A 19,260-nucleotide genomic window follows, 5' to 3' on the forward strand; every position below is an offset into this window, starting at 1 on the left:
TCCCCGGCTTCGGCGCCGGGCGGCGCGTGCTACGCCGCGGGCCGGGGCACGGGCGGCGGAGCCGACGGTTGGCCGGCCCCGGGGCGGGTAACCGGGGCCGGGCGCCCGCCCTGGGCGGACGCCCGGACCGGGCTGCGCGGACACCTCGGGAGGGCGATGGTGGAGACGCCGGCGTCGTCGAGCGGGCCGGCCACGCCCGGGGAGATCGTGGAGCTGCGGGTGCACGGGGTCTCCGGTGCGGGCGCCGAGCAGGTGCTGGACCGGCCGCACGCGTACCAGGTCGCCGGGGACAGCAACGGCGGGTTCTACCGGCCGCGCCCCGGCTACCCGGACAGCGCCGGCCCCGCGGGGGTGACGCTCGAGGCGTACCGCTGGAGCGACCTGCCCTCCGGCACCGCCGTACGCACGTTGTCGCTGGTGTTCCTGCTGCCGTTCATGCTCTGCAACGTCGCCGTCTGGATGCGCCCGAAGACGGCGGGCTCACACGCCGGGATGATGTCGCTGTGCCGGGTGCTGGGGCTCACCCTGACGGCGCTCTACGTGCTCTCCATCGTCGGCGTCGCCCTGGACCTGGTCGCCTGGCGGTGCATGTCCCACCCCCGCTGCCTCGGCGGCCGCGACTGGCTCTCCTGGCTGGGCGGGCGTCCGACCGGCCTGCGGCTGGCGGTCCTCGCGCTGGTCCCGGCGGCGGCCATCGGCCTGGTCTGGTGGCTCGGCGCGCGCCCGGGCCGGCCGTTCACGGCGTTCCGCCCGCCGCGGGAGGGAGGAACGAGCGCGCACGCGCTCAGCGGGGTGGGTCAGTGGGACTCGGCGCCGCTCGTCGGACGGCTCCGCTCCATCCACGTCGCCACGGCGTTCGCCACGCTCGACGCGAGCCTGCTCGTGGCCCGGGCCGGGCCGGGAGCGTCCGGCGCGTCGCTGGGGTTGATGGTGGCGGTCGGCGCGCTGCTGGTCGCCTGTGTGGCGCTGGTCTGCGCCCACCCGGGCATCGACCGGCCGGAAGCCGGGCACGGGATCGACGGGCTGACCCGTGGCCTGCGCACCGTGGCCTGCGGGCTGACGATCCTGGTCGTGGTGGTCGTCCTCGTCGACCCGGCGCCCTGGCCGCGGGACATCGGGCTGCCACGGTACGGGGCGACCGTGACCCTGATCTTCGTGGCCCAGACGGCGCTGCTGGCCGCCATCGGACTGGTCGTGCTGCGCCAGCGCACGGCCAGGCAGGGCACGTCACCGCCCGCACGGGGCGGATCGCTGCGCGGATGGGGCTCGCCGGCGGTCTCGGCGGTCGCCACCGGACTCGCCGTGGCGTTCTCCGCCGAACTGGTCTACCGGGTCGGCGACTACCTCAACCGGAACCAGTCGACCGCCACGGACGTGATCATCAGCCCACCGCTCGCGTACAAGTGGGCGATCTTCGGGTTCTTCCTGGCGATCGTCGGCACGCTGGTGGTGGGCGGTCTGGACACCCTCGTCTCCGGCCGGGGCCGCCAGCGGGAGGCCGCCGAGATCGTCGCCCGCGACTTCCCCGACGCGCCGCCGGAGGCCGAGCCGCGCCTGCGGCAGGTCCGGCGGACGATCGCCCGGGCGCGGTTCACCGACCGGCTGGAGGGCTTCACCCTGGTGTACGCCTGCCTCGTCGGGCTGGGCCTCGTCACCAGCGTCGTCGGGCTCATGGGGCGTTACCCGGCCGACGTCGTGGAGCAGTTCGTCGGGATACCGGGCGAGCTGGTGAACTTCTTCATGGTGGTGGGCGCCTGGCTGATCGCCGGCCTGCTGGTCGGCCTGGTCATCGGCGGGATCTTCGCCTACCGCACGGCCGAGTTCCGCCGGTACGTCGGCGTGATCTGGGACCTGGGCACGTTCTGGCCCCGCTCGGCCCACCCGTTCGCCCCGCCGTGCTACGCGGAACGGGCCGTGCCCGAACTCACCCGCCGGATCACCTACCTCGTCGGGCGCGGCCACCGGGTGCTGCTGTCCGGGCACAGCCACGGCTCGGTGCTGCTCGCGGCGACCCTCCTGCAACTGCCCGACTCGGTGTGCGGCCGGATCGCCCTGCTCACCTCCGGCACGCCGTTGCGCCGGCTCTACGGACGCCTCTTTCCGGCGTACGTCGATGAGGAGGCGCTCCGGGAGGTGGGGCGGCGGGTGGGCTGGCGGTGGATCAACATCTGGCGGGACACCGACCAGATCGGCAGCTGGGTGTTCTCACCGCACCACCCGGGTGACCCGGTGCCCGCCGGCGACCCGGCCACGCGGGTGGACCGGCGGCAGCGGGACCCGCGCGGTCTCCTCCCGCCGCCCAGTGACAGCGTGCCGCCGCCCATCGCCGGGCACCTGCCGTGCGAGTCGGACGACCGGTTCGCCGCCGCCGTCCGCGAGCTGTCCGACCGCCTCCGCGCCGACCGGCCTTGACGGCGCCTCGTCACCGACGCTGCCGCCGTGCCGTCCGGCGCTGCCCGCGGGGCGTTGATGGTCGCGACGAGCGTGATGCCGCAGAGGCATAAATATGACTGAGAGGCATCACGCTCAGCGGCCATGGCCGACCCGAGGCCGACGCGCCGGGCCGGCGCCCCCGCCGCGCCGCGAGGCGGTGGGTCCCGGCCACGCCGGCGTGGTGAGCGTCCCCGGCCGCGCCGGCGCGGTGAGCGTCCCCGGCCGTGTCAGCGGGGCGGGCGGGCCGGGACGGCCGCCGTGATCTCGACCTCGATGACCGCGCCGGGCAGGAAGAGACGGCTCACCTCGACCGTGGTGCTGGCCGGAGGCGGGGTGCGGGGAAAGAGCCGGCGCCGGACGGCCGCGTAGCCGGGCAGGTCGTCCAGGTCGGTGAGGAAGCTGCGGATGTGCAGCACGTCGGCCAGGCCGGCGCCGTGCGCGGCGAGCACCCCGGCGACGATGTCGAAGATCCGCTCGGACTGTGCGGTGATGTCGCCCGGGGCGATCACTCGGCCGTCGTCGTCGACGCCGACCTGCCCCGCGAGGACCAGCAGGGCGCCGCCGTCGAGGTCGACGCGGGCCACGTGCGCGTACCGGTCCCCGAAGGGCGCGGCCACGCGGTCGGGGTTGTCGAGGGTGAGTTTCATGGCTGCTCCGGAGTGGTGAGGGTGGCGATGTCGGCGGTCGGGTCGGAGGCGGCGGCCAGCGCCGCGCGGGCCGCCCGGACCACCGGGGCGTCCACGCCGGCCAGCTCGTCGAGGACGAGCCCGAGGTCCTTGTGGGCCAACGTGACCGGGAAGTCCGCGTCGGCGGCGGTGGCCCGGGGCACGGCTGCGCCGAGCGGACCGGCGTCCAGCAGGTCCAGGGCGGTGTCCCGGTCGACCCCGACGGCGCGGGCCACGGTGAGCGCGTCGGCGACGCCGACCACGCCGACGAGGAGGGCCGCGTTGAGCACCAGCTTGGCGGCCGCGCCGCTGCCGGTGGCCCCCAGATGGCGTACGGCGCCGAGCGCCGCCAGCACCGGGGCGACCCGCTCGACGGCCGCGGTCGGGCCGCCGGCGAGCACCCGGAGCCGGCCGGCCGCCGCGGCGGTCACGCTACCGCCGACCGGGGCGTCCACGAGGTGTACGCCCTCCGGCAGGCGCCCGGCGAGGGCGCGGACGGCGGCCGGTCCGATGGTGGACATCTCGACGAGGCAGGTGCCCGGCGCGAGGGCCGCTGCGGCACCGTCCGGCCCGAACAGGACGGCATCGACGGCGGCCGGGTCGGCGAGCATCGTGACGGCGACCTCGACGCCGGCGACCGCCTCGGCGGGCGACGCGGCCACGTGCGCACCGGCGCGACGCACCGCCTCTGTGCGGGAGGGCGTGCGGTTCCAGACCGTCACGGGGTGGCCGCAGGCGAGCAGGCGGTGGGCGATGGCCCCGCCCATCCGCCCGGTGCCGAGTACGGCGATCTTCGTCATGCCGGCAACCGTAGGGGGCGGAGACTGATGCGGCCAACGAATGATCCTCATGGCTGCCATGCGCCGGCCGCATGGCGAGCTACGGTGTGCGGATGCAGATCGAGGCGTTGGACGTGCTGCGGACGGTGGTGCGGCACGGGTCGATCACGGCGGCGGCGCGGGAACTGCGCTACACGCAGTCGGCCGTGTCCCGACAGATCGCCGCCCTCGAGGCGGAGTTCGGGGTGGTGCTCTTCGACCGCCTGCCGCGGGGGGTGACGCTGACCGAGGAGGGACACCGGCTGCTGCCCCACGCGGAGGCGGTGCTCGACCGGCTCACCACCGCGCGCCGCGAGCTGGACGCGCTACGCGGCCTGGGTGGCGGCCGGCTGCGGGTGGGCGCCTTCCCCACCGCAATGGCCGCGCTCGTGCCCCGCGCCCTGGCCACGTTCCGGGACGCGCACCCCGGGGTGACCCTGACGCTGGTCGAGGGACGCACTCCGGCCCTGCTGGAGCGGCTGCTGGCCGGCGACGCGGACCTCGCCGTCGTGAGCGCGCCACCCGACCAGCCGCTGGACGCCGAGCGGTTCGCCCTGCGCCACCTGCTCGACGAGCGGCTGCTCGTGGCGGTGCCCCGGCGGCATCCGCTGGCCCGGCGCCGCACCGTACGCCTGGCCGAGCTGGCCGGGGACTCCTTCATCGCCGGGTCGGCCGACGGGGCCGACCCGTTCATGCGGGCCGCCATGCCGCCGGGCTTCCGGCCCCGGATCGACATCGTGGCGGCCGACTGGACCGGCAAGCTGGGCTGCGTGGCCGCCGGCCTCGGCGTCGCCCTGGTGCCCGCGCTGGCCGTCCGGGCCACCCCGGCCGACCTCGCCCTGCTCCGGCTGCACCCCGACGACGCGCCGGCGCGCCGGGTGTACGCGGCCACGGTCGCCCACCGGCACCGCTCACCGGCCGCGGCCGGGCTGCTCCCCGTCCTCGCCGAGGTGGCCGGCGGTCTCTGACCAGGCCGGTCCGGCCGGATATCCTCGGCCGGTGAACGCCTCCCGGCAGCCCGAGCGCCGACTGATCGCGTCGAACAAGAAGGCGCGGCACGACTACACGGTGCTCAAGACGTACGAGGCCGGGATCGTCCTGGTCGGCACCGAGGTCAAGTCCCTGCGCGAGGGGCGGGCGTCGCTGGTCGACGCGTTCGCCCAGGAGCGCGACGGCGAGATCATGCTGTACGGGCTGCACATCGCCGAGTACGGCTTCGGCAGCTGGACCAACCACCAGCCGCGGCGCACCCGCAAACTGCTGCTGCACCGGGTGGAGATCGAGCGCATCCTCGCGAAGACCCGGGAGGGCGGCATCACCCTCGTGCCGCTCTCCATGTACTTCGAGAACGGGTGGGCCAAGGTCGAGCTCGCGCTGGCCCGCGGCCGCCGGTCGTACGACAAGCGGCAGGCCCTCGCCGAACGCGACGCCAACCGGGAGATCGCCCGGGAGATGGGGCGCCACCTCAAGGGCCGGCCCCGCCGCGGCTGACCCGGCGGGCACCGCCGCGGCTGACCCGGCGGTCACCGGCCGGCGGCGGCTCAGTCGGCGAGGAGGTCGGCGTGGGCGGCGCGGAGCCGGGCCAGGGCCGGGTCACCGCCCGGCGCGGCGCGCCGGTCGAGCTCGGCCCACGCCTGTGCCAGCGCGGCCCGGACCGCACGCAGCTCGGCGGCGTGCCGGCGGCCGCTCTGCTCGCGCAGCTCGTCGAGGCGGCGCGCCCAGCCGGTGGTGACCGCGGTCAGCCGGTCGGCGTCGGCGCGGGTCTGCGCCAGCGTGCGCGCGGCGCCGGCCGGCACGATGGCGGCGACCGGCCGCGGATCGCCGTCGCGCGTCACCACCGTGACGCTGTCGGTCAGCTCGGCGAGGGCGACGAGCTGCGTGAGCCGGGTGCGCACCTCGCGCAGCGGCAGGGAACGTGGCTGGTCGGAGGAGGGGGTCAGCGCGGGGACAGCCATGGATGCATGCTGCCTTCCGGGTACGACACAACCGGCCCTGGACATCTACAGTTAACAATCCTAATAATTGTGCATCCGTCGATCGACGGCTCTCGTACCGGGAGGTCCGGATGCCTCGTCACGCCCGTGTCCCACTGCTCGCCGTCGTGGCCGCGCTCGCCACGGCGGCCGCCGCCACACTCGTCCCGGCCGCCCCGGCGCGGGCCGCCGGCCCCACCGCGACGTTCGCGAAGACCTCCGACTGGGGCGGCGGGTGGGAGGGGAAGTACACGATCACGAACGGCGGCGCCGGCACCATGACCGGCTGGCAGGTCGCCTTCACGCTGCCGGCCGGGACCACGCTCGGTTCCTCCTGGGACGCCACGGTGACCAGCTCCGGCCAACGGCACACCTTCACCAACCGGTCCTGGAACGGCGCCATCGCACCGGGGGCGTCGGTCTCGTTCGGCTTCCTCGCCACCGGCTCCGGCACGCCCACCGACTGCACGCTCGACGGCGCGCCGTGCGGCGGAGGGACACCCACTCCCCCGCCGACCACGCCCCCACCCACGACGCCGCCACCCACGACGCCCCCGCCCACGACCCCGCCGGCGACGGGCATCCCCCGCCACGCGCTCATCGGATACCTGCACGCGAGTTTCGCCAACGGCTCGGGCTATCTGCGGATGGCCGACGTCCCGGCCGACTGGGACATCATCAACCTCGCGTTCGGCGAGCCCACATCGGCGACGTCCGGCGACATCCGGTTCCAGCTCTGCCCGGCCGGCGAGTGCCCGGGGGTGGACACCGAGGCCGAGTTCGTGGCCGCGATCCGGGCCAAACAGCAGCAGGGCAAGAAGGTGCTGCTCTCCATCGGCGGCCAGAACGGGCAGGTGCAGCTCACCACGACCGCGGCCCGGGACACGTTCGTCCGCTCGGTCTCGGCGATCATCGACCGGTACGGACTGGACGGGCTGGACGTCGACTTCGAGGGGCACTCGCTCTACCTGAACCCCGGGGACACCGACTTCCGCAACCCGACCACCCCCGTGGTCGTCAACCTGATCGCGGCGCTGCGCACGCTCAAGCAGCGCTACGGCGCGGGTTTCGTGCTGACCATGGCGCCGGAGACGTTCTTCGTGCAGCTCGGCTACCAGTTCTACGGGCCCGGCCCGTGGGGCGGGCAGGACCCGCGCGCCGGGTCCTACCTGCCGGTGATCCACGCGCTGCGCGACGACCTCACCGTGCTGCACGTGCAGGACTACAACTCCGGGCCGATCATGGGGCTCGACAACCAGTACCACACGATGGGCAGCGCCGACTTCCACGTCGCGATGACCGACATGCTGCTGGCCGGGTTCCCGGTGGCCGGCAACGCGTCCGCGGTCTTCCCGCCGCTGCGCGAGGACCAGGTGGCGTTCGGCGCCCCGTCCTCGGTCAGCGCCGGCAACGGCTACCTGGCCCCGGCCGGTGTGCAGGCGGCGGTGACCTGCCTCGTACGCGGCCAGGGCTGTGGCGCCTACGCACCGCGCAGCGGCACCAACCCGGCCTTCCGCGGGCTGATGACCTGGTCGATCAACTGGGACCGCTACTACGACTGGGAGTTCCGCCTCAACCACGGCCCCTTCCTCAGGGCGCTCCCCTGACCCCACCGTCCGGCGCCGGCGTCGCCGTGGGCGACGCCGGCGCCCACTCGTGCGCGAGCACCGACCAGACCTCGAGGTCGATCCGGCCCGGGCCGACCGGGTCGGGGTAGACCTCGCGGAGCGTGCCGTCGTGACGCAGGCCGAGCCGGCGCGCCAGGGCGATGCTGCGCCGGTTCTCGGCGTTGGTGCGCCACTCCACCCGGTGGATGCCGCGTTCCCGCACCGCCCAGTCGATGAGCCGGCTCGCCGCCGGGAAGACGATGTTGTGTCCCTGCGCGGCCGGTTCGAGCCAGCAGCCCACCTCGCACAGCCCGAGCGTGACGTCGAACGAGACCAGCACGATCCCGCCGACGAGGGTGTCCTGCCACCACAGCCCCCAGAGGCCGCCGGCGTCGCGGGCCCACCGGTCGGCGTACCGCTGGAGCGTGGCCCGGGCCGACTCGAGGTCCGTGGTCACGAAGGACGGTGACACCCAGGGCGCGATGTGGTCGCGGGCGCGGTCGAGGTGGGCGAGGAACTCCTCGGCCCGCCAGGGCTCGAGTGGGCGCATCTCGACGTCGGGCGCGAGGGGAAGCGAGAACACGGGCGACTCCGGGGGCGGCGCGGCGACGGGAGGCCCTCATCCTGCCGCGCGCCGCGCCGTCGCGGGGGCGGCCGGTCGGCTCAACCGTGCGGCAGGTGATCGCGCAGGGCGGCGAACTGGGCCACGGTCAGGTACGACGGGTTGGCCGCCTGCGGCTGTCGGAACACCTCGAGCCCGGCGAGTCGGGAGTCGGCGCGCAGCCGCTCCCTGCGCACCCGCAGCGGCTCGTCGAGGACCACGAGGTCCAGAGGGACGGACCAGGGGCCGCCCGGCTCGCCCGGCTGCGCCGGCCCGGTCACCCGGCCGGTCCCCCACACCCCGTACGGCAGGCGCCCGCGGCTCCCACTGGCCCACAGCACGACCGGCTGCCCGGCCCGCATGAGGCGCGCCCGGTAGCCGGGGCGCACGCACCACCCGCTTACCCGCGGCTCCCGCGCGAACCGGGCCGCCAGGTCGGTCGTGTCGGCGTTGCCCTTGACGAGCCACGCGCCGAGGTCGGCGAGGCGTACGCGCCGGTCGGTCATCCGCCCATCGTGCCGCAGGACGCCGCCGGCCGCTCAGATGATCACGTGCGTCCAGTAGCTGAGCCAGAGCACGAACAGGGTGCCCTGGACCAGGGCGAGGGCGGCGGTCACCCAGACGTCGACGGCGGCGTTGCGGGTCCACCGGGCCAGCACCAGGCAGACCGGGAACGCGGCGAGGAGGTACCGCAGCAGGCTCTTGAAGACCGGTGGTCCCATCGACAGTGGCACCAGCACCATGAGCAGGCCGTAGACGAGGTACGCCGGGTTCCGGCGGCGCAGCCCCACCGCGAGGACCACGAGCGCGGCGGTCGCGAACCCCGCCCGGACCGCGTCCAGGGGCGGCCCGGCGAGGCCGCCCACCAGCACCGCGAAGGGATTCTGCACCCGGATCCCCCAGCCCGTCTCCTGGGCGTGCTGGTAGGCGAACCAGTCGCCGCCCTGCCAGCGGCAGAACGCCATGAAGGTGAACCAGCCGGCGGGGAGCAGCAGCAACGGCCAGCCGGTGCGCGCGTACGTCGCCCAGGCGCGGGGGCGCAGCCGCCAGCCGTGCTGCTGTACGAGGAGCACGGCGAGCGGCACCGCCACGAACATGCCCACCGACCGGCTGAGCGCCAGGAAGAACCCGACGACGCCGACGACCAGCCACCGCCGGCGCTCCGCGTGGTAGAAGGCGGCGACCGCCAGGCAGAGGAAGAGCGCCTCGGTCAGCGCGGCGTGGAACAGGAACGCGGCGGGCATCAGCACGAGGTACCGCAGGAACCGGCGGGCGGCCGCGTCGTCGCCGAGCAGCCGCTCGCCCAGCCGGTACGCGTACCACAGCAGCAGCAGGAACGCGACGTTGCTGATCAGCAGCAGGGCGAGGGCGTTGTTCCCGCCGAGCACGGCGCCGACGGGGCGGGCCAGGAACGGATAGAGCAGCGGGAAACCGAAGTCGTGCCACGGCTGCGTCAGCGGCGCCTCGCTGAGCCGCAGGTAGAGGATCGAGTCCCAGGCGAACCAGGACGAGATCCACCGGTGCCCGGAGATGTCCCGCTGCTGCTCCCACATGAGGGCCTCGTCGGCCGGTGGGATGCCGGGGACGCCATCCCAGGCGTGCCGCACCACGACCGCGACGAGGGTGAGCAGCAGCTTGGATCCCACGAAGAGCGCGAGGACGTACGGCCAGGGCGCCGGCACCCGGCGGCCGATGCGCGCGACCCGGGCGCCGGCCACCGCGAGCCGGGCGCGTCGGCGCGCCACGGGACGCCGCGCGTCCGTGGTGTCCCGCCACTGGTCGACCATCTCCGGTGCTCCCCGCGGCCCGCAGCCGACTCTGGGGCCGCGAACGCGGGCGTTTCCCCGCCACCGCACCGCCGAACCTCACCCGACCCGGTGATTCGCGCCGGCGGCCGGCGGGATCCGCCGGCCGCCCGGTGAGATCGGCCGGATAAGGGGTACGCGGCGCGCTCACGGCAGCCCCGGGACAGGGAGCGCGGCAGATGGGCGAGCGGCAGGAAACGGTGGTCATCGGGGCGGGCCCTGCGGGGCTCACGGCCGCGTACGAGCTGCTCCGTCGGGACCAGCCGGTGCGGGTGTTCGAGGCCGACGAGGTGGTGGGCGGGATCAGCCGTACGGTCGAGCGCGACGGCTGGCGCTTCGACATCGGCGGGCACCGCTTCTTCACGAAGGTGCGCCGGGTGGAGGCGTTCTGGCGGGAGATCCTGCCGGACGAGGACTTCCTGCTCCGGCCGCGGATGAGCCGGATCCTCTACCGCGGGGCGCTGTACCGGTACCCGCTCAGCGCGCCCAACGCCCTGCGCAACCTGGGTGTCTGGGAGGCGGCCCGCTGCCTGGGCTCGTACGCGCGGGCGCGCCTGCGGCCGCCGAAGGACCAGTCGCACTTCGAGGGCTGGGTGTCGGCGCGGTTCGGCTGGCGGTTGTACTCGATGTTCTTCAAGACGTACACCGAGAAGGTCTGGGGAATGCCCGCCGACCGGCTCGGTGCGGACTGGGCCGCGCAGCGGATCAAGAACCTGTCGCTGGCCGGGGCCGTGCGCAACGCGCTGCTGCCGCGCCGCCGCCGCACCGACGTGACCAGTCTCATCGAGGAGTTCCAGTATCCGAAGTACGGCCCGGGGATGATGTGGGAGCGGTGCGCGGAGGAGGTGCGCGCCCGCGGAGGCCAGCTCGACACCGGCGCGTGGGTGACGACGGTGCACCGGGACCCGGCACGACGGCGGGCCGTCGCGGTCACCGTGAACGGGGTGGCCGGGGAGCGGTCCGTTCCGGCGGACCACGTGATCTCGTCCATGCCGCTGCCCGAGCTGGTGGCCGTGCTGCGTCCGCCCGCACCGCCGGAGGTGCGGGCCTGCGCCGCCGCCCTGCGGCACCGCGACTTCCTCACCGTGGCGCTCGTGCTGCCGGCCGAGTTCTCCTTCCCGGACAACTGGATCTACATCCACGACCCGACGGTGCGGGTCGGCCGGATCCAGAACTTCGGCTCGTGGTCGCCGTACCTCGTGAAGGACGGCCGCACGTGCCTGGGCCTGGAGTACTTCGTGTTCGAGGGCGACGACATGTGGCGCCGCAGCGACGACGACCTGGTGTCGCTCGCGACCGCCGAGTTGGAGCGGCTGGGACTGGCCCGGCCCGGCGCCGTGGAGGCCGGCTACGTGGTGCGGATGCCGAAGGCCTACCCCGTGTACGACGAGGGGTACCAGCACAACGTCGAGGTGGTCCGTCGCTGGCTGGCCCGCGAGGTGCCGAACGTGCACCCCGTGGGGCGCAACGGCATGCACCGGTACAACAACCAGGACCACTCGATGCTCACCGCCATGCTGACGGTCGAGAACATCGTCGACGGCGCCGCCCACGACGTGTGGTCGGTCAACGTGGAGCAGGACTACCACGAGCAGCACCGGCCCACCGGGTCCGGTCACGGGACCGGCCGGGACGCGCCGGTCATGCCGAGCCGCACCATCCGGGGGACGACCGCCGCGCGCGACGGTGGCCGGACCGGCACGGAGCCACCGGCCCCGGCGCCGCTCGTCTGAGCGCCCACCCGGAGCGGGTGCCGGCCGGCAGCGTGCGCGGGGCTGCGCGCGAGTCGCCGGAGGGCTAGCCTGGCCCGCGTGTCGCGGACCGTGGTGCGCCGGCTGGTGCCGGCACGACCGGCGGGCGCCCGGTGACCGCGCCCAGCCCCACCCAACGCCCGCTCACCCGGGCCGACGTCGCCCGGCTGATCGGCGCCTCGTTGGGCGCGGCCGCACGGGTCGCCGACTGCGGGCCGCTGCACGGCGGCAGCTTCGCCACCGTCTGGTGGGTACACCTCGACGACGGCGCCCGGCTGGTGCTGAAGGTCGCGCCGCCCGACGGGGTGCCGCTCCTGCGGTACGAACACGGTGTGTGCGCCGCGGAGGCCCGCTACCTCCGGCTGGTGGCGGCCCACGCCCCGGACGTGCCCGTGCCGCCGCTGCTGCACCACGGCAGCGACCCGACGTACGGGGAATGGCTGGTGACCGGCCTGCTGCGCGGCCGCTCGCTGGCGGACCTGGCGGCCGACGGTGCGGGCGGTGACGGGCCGGACGACGACGGTCCGGCGCGCTACGACCTGGGGGTGGCGCTCGCCGCGCTGCACCGCGTCACGGGCGACCGGTTCGGCCACGACGACGGGCGGCCCTCCGGCGCGACGTGGCGCGACGCCTTCGCGGCGATGGTGGACGCGGCGCTCGACGACGCGGCCGACTGGGACGTGTCGTTGCCAGTTCTGCCGGACCGCATCCGCGCGCTGGTGCGGGGGCACGCTCCGGCGTTGGACGCGGTCCGCCGCCCGGCGCTGGTGCACTTCGACGGGTGGGACGGCAACGTGCTCGCCGCGGCCGGCCCGGACGGCCGGCTGCGGCTGACCGGGCTGGTCGACGGCGAGCGGTTCCTCTACGCCGACCGGCTGATGGACCTGGTGTCCCCGCTGCTGTTCAAGCGGGCGGAGGACGAGCCGGACCACCCGACGGTACGCGGCTACCGAGACGCCACCGACGAGCCGTTCAACCTGGACACCGGCGCGCGCCGCCGGCTCGGCCTCTACCGGATGTACCTGTACCTGCTCATGGTGGTGGAGATGCCGAGCCGTGGGATGACCCCGGCGAGCCATCCGGAGCGGCACGCCCGCCTCGTCGACCTGCTGGCCGCGGAACTCCACGCGCTCGCCGGCACCTGACCCGGAAACCGGGTTGCCGGCCCACCCCGAGCCTGCCTAGCCTCCCCCGCGTGCGGATCCGGGGGTTCGCGCCCGAGGACTGGGCGCAGGTGTGGGCGATCATCGAGGACGTCGTGCGGGCGCAGGAGACGTTCCCGTACGACCCGGCGTTGACCGCCGACGAGGCGTACGGCACGTGGGTGGAGATGCCGCCGGGCCGCACGACGGTGGCCGCCGACGGGGGTCGCGTTCTGGGCACGGCGAAGATGGGCACGAACCGGCCCGGGCCCGGATCGCACGTCGCCACGGCGAGTTTCATGGTCGCGGCGGACGCACGCGGGCGGGGTGTGGGCACCGCCCTGTGCCGGGACGCGCTGGACTGGGCACGCCAGCACGGTTACGCGGGCATGCAGTTCAACGCGGTGGTGGAGTCGAACCGCGCGGCCGTCGAGCTGTACCGACGGGAGGGGTTCGCGGTGGTCGGCACGGTGCCCGGGGCGTTCCGTCACCCGGTCCTCGGCCGGGTCGGCCTGCACGTCATGTACCAGGAGTTCTGACCATCGGGCATCCCGAGCTGCCGGCCGGGCCGCGGACGCTCAGGCGGTGAGCCGGCCGTGCACCACGAGGGCCCAGGCGAGCAGACCCAGCGCGCCGGTCGAGGCGACCGCCCGCAGCAGGTTCCACCGGATCCAGGCCGGGACGAACCGCTCCCGCACGGCCGCCACGTCGGTGCGCCGGTCCGGGTCGCCGGCCCGGGCCAGCGCGTTGTTCAGCGGCACGTTGGCGGCCATCGTGACCACCATGACCACCAGGTAGAGCAGCAGGGCGCCCGCGATCCACGGCAGCGCGTCACGCCACCCGGCGGCCAGGTGCAGGGCCGCCGCCGCGCCGGTGAACAGGAGCGCTCCGAAGAAGCAGGCGAAGAACCATCCGTTGAGGATGGCCTCGTTGATCCGCTGCATCGCGATCACGAGTGTCCGGTCGTCGGCCCGGCTCAGCCCGGGCATCACCGAGTAGGCGAAGGCCGCGAAGAGGCCGGCCATCAGGCCCGTGGTCACCGTCGCGGCGAGCAGGCTCAGGGTGCGCAGTGCGGTCATGCGGCATATTCAACGCGGCGCGGGGCGCGCGGGCCATGCCCCGGCGCCCCGCTCCCGGGTCACCGCTTCGGCGCGTACGGTGCCAGCGGGTTGGGCAGCGTGCCGACGAGTTGCAGCGCGGCCGACGGGTCGGCGAGGTCGACCATCTGCTGGTTGTCGCGCAGCTGGAGCCGGTTGAGGCAGGACAGGGCGAACTCCGGTGCGAACAGGTCGTACCGGCGGGCCCGGTCGGCCAGCTGCGGGACGCCCGCCAGGTAGTCGGCGGCGCAGGCCGCCACCGTACGCCAGAACGCCTCCTCGGGCAGCGTCCCGGCCTCGGCGAGGACGGCGCCGAGCTGGCGCAGGAAGCAGTCCACCACGTCGGTGAAGATGGAGAGCAGTCTCATCTCCTCCGGGACGTCGGCCCGGATCCGCTCGACCTCGGGCGGGAGCGGCCGGTCGGCGCTCATCACGACGATCTCCTCGGCGATGTCCTTGAGGATCACCCGCTCGACCGTGTCCCGCTCGTCGAGGACCAGGATCACGTTCTCGCCGTGCGGCATGAACGCCAGGTCGTGGGCGTAGAAGGCGTGCAGGAGCGGGGTGAGGTAGGCGTCCAGGTAGCGGCGCAGCCACGCCTCCGGCGCCAGCCCGGACCGGTCGACGAGCGCGGCCGCGAGGGAGCCGCCGTCGCGGTCGACGTGCAGCAGCGCGGCCATGGTGGCGAGCCGCCGGCCGGGCGCGAGGCCGGGCACGGGGCTCTCCCGCCACAGCGCGGCGAGCATCTTCCGGTACGGCGAGTACCGGTCGGTGGCCGCCTCGTACTGTCGGTGCCGGTAGCCGACCGCGGCCCGTTCCCGGATGATCGTGACCCCGGTGGCGGCGAACGTCTCGTCGCGGGCGATCAGATCGGCGAGCCAGTCGTTGATGGCCGGCGTGCCCGCCATGTAGGCGGCCGACAGGCCGCGCAGGAAGCCCATGTTGAGCACCGACAGCGCCGTCTTGACGTAGTGGCGGCCCGGCTCGGTGAGGTTGAAGAAGGTGCGGATGGACTGCTGGGCGAGGTGCTCGTCGGGGCCGGGTCCGAGGTGGACGAGCCGACGCTCGGCCACCTCGCCGGCGAACGTTACCGCGATCCGGTGCCGCCACTGCCAGGGGTGGACCGGGATGAGCAGGTAGTCGGCCAGGTCGAGGCCGAGCCCGGCCATGACGTCCGCGAACCGCGACAGCGTGTCGGCGCCGAGTTCGGCCCGGACCAGCGTGTCGTAGTCGAGGTCGGCGGCGCAGCTGAACGTCGCGTGGTCGCGGTGCGCGGCGAGCCACACCAGGCGGACCGGCCGCGCTGCCTCCGGGGCGAACCGGTGGTACTCGTCGATGCCGAAGCCGAGCCGGCCGTTGTTGGCCACGAAGCAGGGATGGCCCTCGGTCATCGAGGTCTCGATGGTCTGGAAATCGGCGGTGGCGAGTTCCTTGGCGGTGACCGGCGGCCGGTCGAGTTTGTACGCGAGGCCGGCCAGCGTGGAGGTGATCTCCTCGAGGTAGACGGGGAGGACCCGGTCGGAGATCCCGAGTGTGTCGCGCAGCTCGAGGACCAGGTCGACGGCGTCCGGGGGCAGTTCCTCGTCGCCGCGGTGCCGCACCATGCTCGCGGCGTCGATCTGCCAGTGCTCGAGGGTGCGGACGCGGGCCGCGAACCGGTACGTGACGGTGGCGTCGTCGCTGCTCACCGCGTACCACGAGAGGCCGTCGGCGGGCGGGGCGGCACCGGCGGGCGGGGCGGACGGCGCCGGGGTGAGCAGCCGTTCGTGGGCGAACTCGGCGAGCGCCTTGCGGACCAGCAGCCGGTTGGCGCGGACCCAGTGCGCCGGGGTGAGGTGGGCCACGAAGTCGTACGCCGTCACGCGGGAACTCCCTCGGCGGGCACGCCGGTGGCGGCGTGGAAGCGGGCGCGGGTGCAGATGCTCAACAGGGCGTCCTTCTCGGGTTTCGGGACGGTGCCGACGACCTCGAAGCCGACGGCGGCGTTCAGGGCGTGGACCGCGGTGTTGCGGACGTCCGGCTCGACGACGACCCGGTGGGTGGCCGGGTCGGCGAAGAGCCAGGCCAGGACCGTGGTGATCACGGCGTGGGTGAATCCGTGGACGGGTGTGTCGGTGGGCGCGCAGAGGAAGTGCATGCCGACGTCGCCGGGGCGGGCGTCGTGCAGGCCGACCAGTTCGACGTGCGCCGGGTCGTAGCGTTCGGCCAGGAAGGCGGGCCGCCCCCGCCAGTGCCCGAGGTAGGCGTCGTGGTACGGGGACGCGGCGATGCGCCGGTACTCCTCGGCGACCCGGGCCACGTCGGCGTCCTGCATGAGCCAGAACACGGCCTTCGGGTGGGTGACCCAGCGGTGCAGGAGCGGGGCGTCGGCCTCCGGGTCGACGGGCCGGAGCGTGAACTCGCCCAGCCGCGGGTCCACCCTCGCGTACGCCGTCACGACGGCATCCCGGCGGGCGCGCCGAACTCCTGGAACGTGATGCTTTTCTCGATCGGGTAGTGCTCGCGGCCGAGCAGCTCCCGAATGATCCACGAGTTGCGGTACGGGCCCATGCCCAGGTCGGGCGAGGTGATGCTGTGCGTGTGGGTGCCGCCGTTCTGGAGGAAGATCCCGCGTCCGGTGTGGTCGATGCTGTAGTTGCGCGCCACGTCGAAGCGGCCGTGCGCGTCCCACCGGATCCGGTCGCGCACCGGTTCGAGGAACGCCGGCGTCCGGTAGCGGTAGCCGGTGGCCAGCACGAGACCCTCGGTGCGGAGGGTGAAGTCGCGCTCCTGCTCCACGTGGCGCAGCCCGAGGGTGTACGCGCCGGCGGCCGGGTCGTGCGTGGCCGTCACCAGTTCGGTGTTGGTGAGCAGGCGCGTGTTCACGGGCCCGGGAACGCTGCGCTCGTAGAGCAGGTCGAAGATGCCGTCGACGAGGTCGGCGCTGATCCCCTTGAACAGGCCGTGCTGCTCGGATTCGAGCCGGTAGCGGGTGGCCTCGGGCAGCGCGTGGAAGTAGTCCACGTAGTCCGGTGAGGTCATCTCCAGCGTGAGCTTGGTGTATTCGAGGGGGAAGAACCGGGGCGAGCGGGTCACCCAGGTGAGCTGGTAGCCGTACGTGTCGATGTCGGTGAGCAGGTCGTGGTAGATCTCCGCCGCGCTCTGGCCGCTGCCGACCACGGTGACGCTCCGCCTGGCCCGCAGCGCCGCCCGGTGCTCCAGGTAGCGGGAGGTGTGGACGACGTCGCCGCCCAGCCCGGCCACGGCGTCCGGCACGTACGGCGGGGTGCCCGTGCCGAGCACCAGGTGCCGGGCACGGTGGGTCACGGTCGCGCCGTCGGACAGTCGGGCGTGGACCACGTACCGCTCGTCCGCGGGGTCGTACTCGACGGCCGTGACCTCGTGCCCGAAGCGCAGGTTCGGCAGCTTCGCGGCCGTCCAGCGGCAGTAGGCGCTGTACTCGCTGCGCAGCGGGTAGAAGCTCTCCCGGATGTAGAACGGGTAGAGGCGGCCGGTCTCCTTCAGGTAGCTCAGGAAGGAGAACGGCGAGGTGGGGTCGGCGAGGGTCACGAGGTCGGCCAGGAACGGCGTCTGGAGGCGGGCCGACTCGAGCAGCATGCCCGGGTGCCAGTCGACGCCGGGGCGGGCTTCGAGGAACAGCCCGTCCAGCTCGGGGATCGGCGCGGTGAGGCAGGCCAGGCCCAGGTTGTACGGGCCGAGTCCGATGGCGATGAAGTCGTGCGTGGTCATCCGGCCCTCCGGGGCGGGTTCGCAGCCTACGGTGGTCAGCCGACCCGGCAGGCCAGGTCGGGGGTGGTCCGCTCGTGCACGTACCGACCGGCGTGCGCGGCCACGAGCTCCAGCACGTGCCCGACGTCGTCGAGGGTGGTCTCGGGGTTGAGCAGGGTGAACTTGAGGAAGTGGCGGCCGTCCACGGTGGTGCTCGCGACCAGCGCGGCGCCGGACGCGGCGAGCGCCTCCCGCGCGTGCAGGTTCGCGGCGTCGGCGTGGTGCCGGTTCGGCCCGGTGGGCAGGTACCGGAACACGACGGTGCTCAGCGGCGAGCGGGTCACCACCTCGAACCGGGGGTCCTCGCTGATCAGCTCCCAGGCCCCGGCGGCGCGGTCGACCACCTCGTCGAAGAGCGCGCCGACCGCGTCCGGGCCCATGACGCGCAGGGTGAGCCACAGCTTGAGGGCGTCGAAGCGGCGGGTGGTCTGTAGGCTCTTGTCCACCTGGTTGGGGATGCGCTGCTCGACCATCCGGGCAGGGTTCAGGTAGTCGGCGTGGTAGGTGGCGTGCCGCAGCGTCCGCCGGTCGCGGACCAGCACCGCGCTGGAGCTGACCGGCTGGAAGAACGACTTGTGGTAGTCGACGGTCACCGAGTCGGCCCGCTCGATGCCGTCGAGCAGGTGCCGGCGGGTCGGCGACACCAGCAGACCGCAGCCGTACGCGGCGTCGACGTGCAGCCACACCCCGGCCGTGGCGCAGAGCGTGGCGATGTCGCCGAGCGGGTCGATCGAGCCGAAGTCGGTGGTGCCGGCGGTGGCGACCACCGCCATCACGACGAGGCCCTCGCGGCGGCACCGGTCGACCTGCCGCCGCACGGCGGCGGGGATCATCCGCCGCTGACCGTCGGTCGGCACGGTGAGCACCGCGTCCGGGGCCAAGCCGAGCAGCTTCGCCGACTTCTGGACGCTGAAGTGGCCGGCCGCCGAGGTGATAATCCGCAGCCGGGGCAGCAGCTCCCGGCGCGCCTCGGGAGCGAGCGCGTCCCGGCACGCCTCCTCCCGGGCCAGCAGCAGCGCCTGCAGGTTGGACTGGCTGCCGCCGCTGGTGAAGACACCGTCGGCGGCCGGGCCGAGGCCGATCCGCGCCGCCGTCCAGTCGACGAGCCGGCGCTCGACGAGGGTCGCCCCGACGCTCTGGTCCCAGGTGTCGAGGGAGGAGTTGACGGCGCTGAGCACCGCCTCGCCGAGCAGCGCCGGGATGACGACGGGGCAGTTCAGGTGCGCCAGGTAGCGCGGGTGGTGGAACCAGACGGCGTCGCGCAGGTAGACGGCGTCGAGTTCGTCGAGGGCGGCGCCGGCGTCGCCGAGCGGCCGGTCGAGGTCGATCTCGTCGACCCGCGGGGCCAGCGCGGCCGGGGTCACCCCGGTGAAGGGGCGGTCGGCGTCGGCCACCCGCTTGGCGACCCGGTCGACGCCGTCGGCCAGCGCCGTCCGGTACCGGGCGATCGTGCCGCCGTTGAACAGGTGACCCCGGGCGTCGGGTGGCCCGGGCCGGGCCGCGGTGGCCTCGAACCGGTGTCCGGGCAGGTTCATGTGCGGGTCCTCCACGCTCGGTTGCGGGCGAATGTGGTTCTCGGGCAGCCGGAACCCGCCGCTGG

Annotated in this window: 18 protein-coding genes; 7 read left to right on the forward strand and 11 right to left on the reverse strand. The window is 74.2% G+C overall.

The window, feature by feature from the left end; all coding sequences use genetic code 11:
- Positions 1 to 156: 156 nt before the first annotated feature.
- On the forward strand, positions 157 to 2,412 hold the full coding sequence (locus ACSNOA_RS19375; RefSeq protein WP_436660204.1) for a hypothetical protein: 2,256 nt from the start codon (positions 157 to 159) through the stop codon (positions 2,410 to 2,412).
- Between the two features lie 248 nt (positions 2,413 to 2,660).
- On the opposite strand, the gene ACSNOA_RS19380 is transcribed toward ACSNOA_RS19375, so the two are convergent.
- Positions 2,661 to 3,080 carry a RidA family protein gene (locus ACSNOA_RS19380; protein ID WP_436660205.1) on the reverse strand — a complete coding sequence of 140 codons (420 nt, stop codon included), beginning with the start codon at positions 3,078 to 3,080 and terminating at the stop codon, positions 2,661 to 2,663.
- Entirely contained in the window at positions 3,077 to 3,898 is an 822-nt protein-coding gene (locus ACSNOA_RS19385; protein WP_436660207.1) for an NAD(P)-dependent oxidoreductase, read from the reverse strand. The genes ACSNOA_RS19380 and ACSNOA_RS19385 overlap by 4 nt, the downstream gene beginning before the upstream one ends.
- Before the next feature lie 92 nt (positions 3,899 to 3,990).
- On the opposite strand from ACSNOA_RS19385, the gene ACSNOA_RS19390 reads away from it, so the two are divergent.
- Both ACSNOA_RS19390 and smpB read left to right on the forward strand, forming a co-directional pair.
- Positions 3,991 to 4,884, forward strand: coding sequence for a LysR family transcriptional regulator (locus ACSNOA_RS19390; RefSeq protein WP_436660208.1), 894 nt, complete (start codon positions 3,991 to 3,993; stop codon positions 4,882 to 4,884).
- A gap of 31 nt (positions 4,885 to 4,915) precedes the next feature.
- Positions 4,916 to 5,407 carry an SsrA-binding protein SmpB gene (gene smpB / locus ACSNOA_RS19395; RefSeq protein WP_436660210.1) on the forward strand — a complete coding sequence of 164 codons (492 nt, stop codon included), beginning with the start codon at positions 4,916 to 4,918 and terminating at the stop codon, positions 5,405 to 5,407.
- 50 nt (positions 5,408 to 5,457) lie between these two features.
- On the opposite strand, the gene ACSNOA_RS19400 is transcribed toward smpB, so the two are convergent.
- Positions 5,458 to 5,871 carry a type II toxin-antitoxin system Phd/YefM family antitoxin gene (locus ACSNOA_RS19400; RefSeq protein WP_436660212.1) on the reverse strand — a complete coding sequence of 138 codons (414 nt, stop codon included), beginning with the start codon at positions 5,869 to 5,871 and terminating at the stop codon, positions 5,458 to 5,460.
- Between the two features lie 110 nt (positions 5,872 to 5,981).
- Between ACSNOA_RS19400 and ACSNOA_RS19405 the strand changes: the two genes are divergently transcribed.
- Positions 5,982 to 7,496, forward strand: a complete 1,515-nt coding sequence (locus tag ACSNOA_RS19405) for a chitinase (protein WP_436660213.1) — start codon at positions 5,982 to 5,984, stop codon at positions 7,494 to 7,496.
- Here the strand turns inward: ACSNOA_RS19405 and ACSNOA_RS19410 are convergent.
- The 3 genes from ACSNOA_RS19410 to ACSNOA_RS19420 form a co-directional block, all read right to left on the reverse strand.
- A complete protein-coding gene (locus ACSNOA_RS19410; RefSeq protein WP_436660215.1) occupies positions 7,480 to 8,079 on the reverse strand; it encodes a GNAT family N-acetyltransferase in 600 nt (199 codons plus the stop codon). The two genes, ACSNOA_RS19405 and ACSNOA_RS19410, sit on opposite strands and share 17 nt — an antisense overlap.
- A gap of 80 nt (positions 8,080 to 8,159) precedes the next feature.
- The gene (locus ACSNOA_RS19415) at positions 8,160 to 8,603 is read right to left on the reverse strand and encodes a hypothetical protein (RefSeq protein ID WP_436660216.1); all 444 of its coding nucleotides are present in this window, start codon (positions 8,601 to 8,603) and stop codon (positions 8,160 to 8,162) included.
- Positions 8,604 to 8,636: 33 nt separating this feature from the next.
- Positions 8,637 to 9,884 carry a mannosyltransferase family protein gene (locus ACSNOA_RS19420; RefSeq protein ID WP_436660218.1) on the reverse strand — a complete coding sequence of 416 codons (1,248 nt, stop codon included), beginning with the start codon at positions 9,882 to 9,884 and terminating at the stop codon, positions 8,637 to 8,639.
- 197 nt (positions 9,885 to 10,081) lie between these two features.
- Here ACSNOA_RS19420 and ACSNOA_RS19425 point away from each other — a divergent pair, with 197 nt between their 5' ends.
- The 3 genes from ACSNOA_RS19425 (at position 10,082) to ACSNOA_RS19435 (ending at position 13,334) form a co-directional block, all read left to right on the forward strand.
- Complete coding sequence (locus tag ACSNOA_RS19425; protein ID WP_436660220.1) at positions 10,082 to 11,635, forward strand: NAD(P)/FAD-dependent oxidoreductase; 1,554 nt, start codon at positions 10,082 to 10,084, stop codon at positions 11,633 to 11,635.
- A 131-nt stretch (positions 11,636 to 11,766) separates the two neighbouring features.
- Entirely contained in the window at positions 11,767 to 12,798 is a 1,032-nt protein-coding gene (locus tag ACSNOA_RS19430) for a phosphotransferase family protein (RefSeq protein WP_436660221.1), read from the forward strand.
- Positions 12,799 to 12,848: 50 nt separating this feature from the next.
- A complete protein-coding gene (locus ACSNOA_RS19435) occupies positions 12,849 to 13,334 on the forward strand; it encodes an N-acetyltransferase family protein (RefSeq protein ID WP_436660223.1) in 486 nt (161 codons plus the stop codon).
- A 39-nt stretch (positions 13,335 to 13,373) separates the two neighbouring features.
- On the opposite strand, the gene ACSNOA_RS19440 is transcribed toward ACSNOA_RS19435, so the two are convergent.
- The 5 genes from ACSNOA_RS19440 to ACSNOA_RS19460 are packed head-to-tail and all read right to left on the reverse strand — an operon-like array spanning position 13,374 to position 19,195.
- Positions 13,374 to 13,874, reverse strand: coding sequence for a DUF1772 domain-containing protein (locus tag ACSNOA_RS19440; RefSeq protein WP_436660225.1), 501 nt, complete (start codon positions 13,872 to 13,874; stop codon positions 13,374 to 13,376).
- 59 nt (positions 13,875 to 13,933) lie between these two features.
- The gene (locus ACSNOA_RS19445; RefSeq protein WP_436660227.1) at positions 13,934 to 15,754 is read right to left on the reverse strand and encodes an IucA/IucC family protein; all 1,821 of its coding nucleotides are present in this window, start codon (positions 15,752 to 15,754) and stop codon (positions 13,934 to 13,936) included.
- Complete coding sequence (locus ACSNOA_RS19450) at positions 15,751 to 16,329, reverse strand: GNAT family N-acetyltransferase (RefSeq protein WP_436660229.1); 579 nt, start codon at positions 16,327 to 16,329, stop codon at positions 15,751 to 15,753. The genes ACSNOA_RS19445 and ACSNOA_RS19450 overlap by 4 nt, the downstream gene beginning before the upstream one ends.
- Positions 16,326 to 17,621: a lysine N(6)-hydroxylase/L-ornithine N(5)-oxygenase family protein gene (locus ACSNOA_RS19455; protein ID WP_436660230.1), complete on the reverse strand. Its 1,296-nt coding sequence runs from the start codon at positions 17,619 to 17,621 to the stop codon at positions 16,326 to 16,328. The genes ACSNOA_RS19450 and ACSNOA_RS19455 overlap by 4 nt, the downstream gene beginning before the upstream one ends.
- 35 nt (positions 17,622 to 17,656) lie before the next feature.
- Complete coding sequence (locus tag ACSNOA_RS19460) at positions 17,657 to 19,195, reverse strand: pyridoxal phosphate-dependent decarboxylase family protein (RefSeq protein WP_436660232.1); 1,539 nt, start codon at positions 19,193 to 19,195, stop codon at positions 17,657 to 17,659.
- Positions 19,196 to 19,260: the final 65 nt, after the last annotated feature.

Source organism: Micromonospora sp. URMC 103 (assembly GCF_051386435.1).
Taxonomy (GTDB): Bacteria; Actinomycetota; Actinomycetes; order Mycobacteriales; family Micromonosporaceae; genus Micromonospora.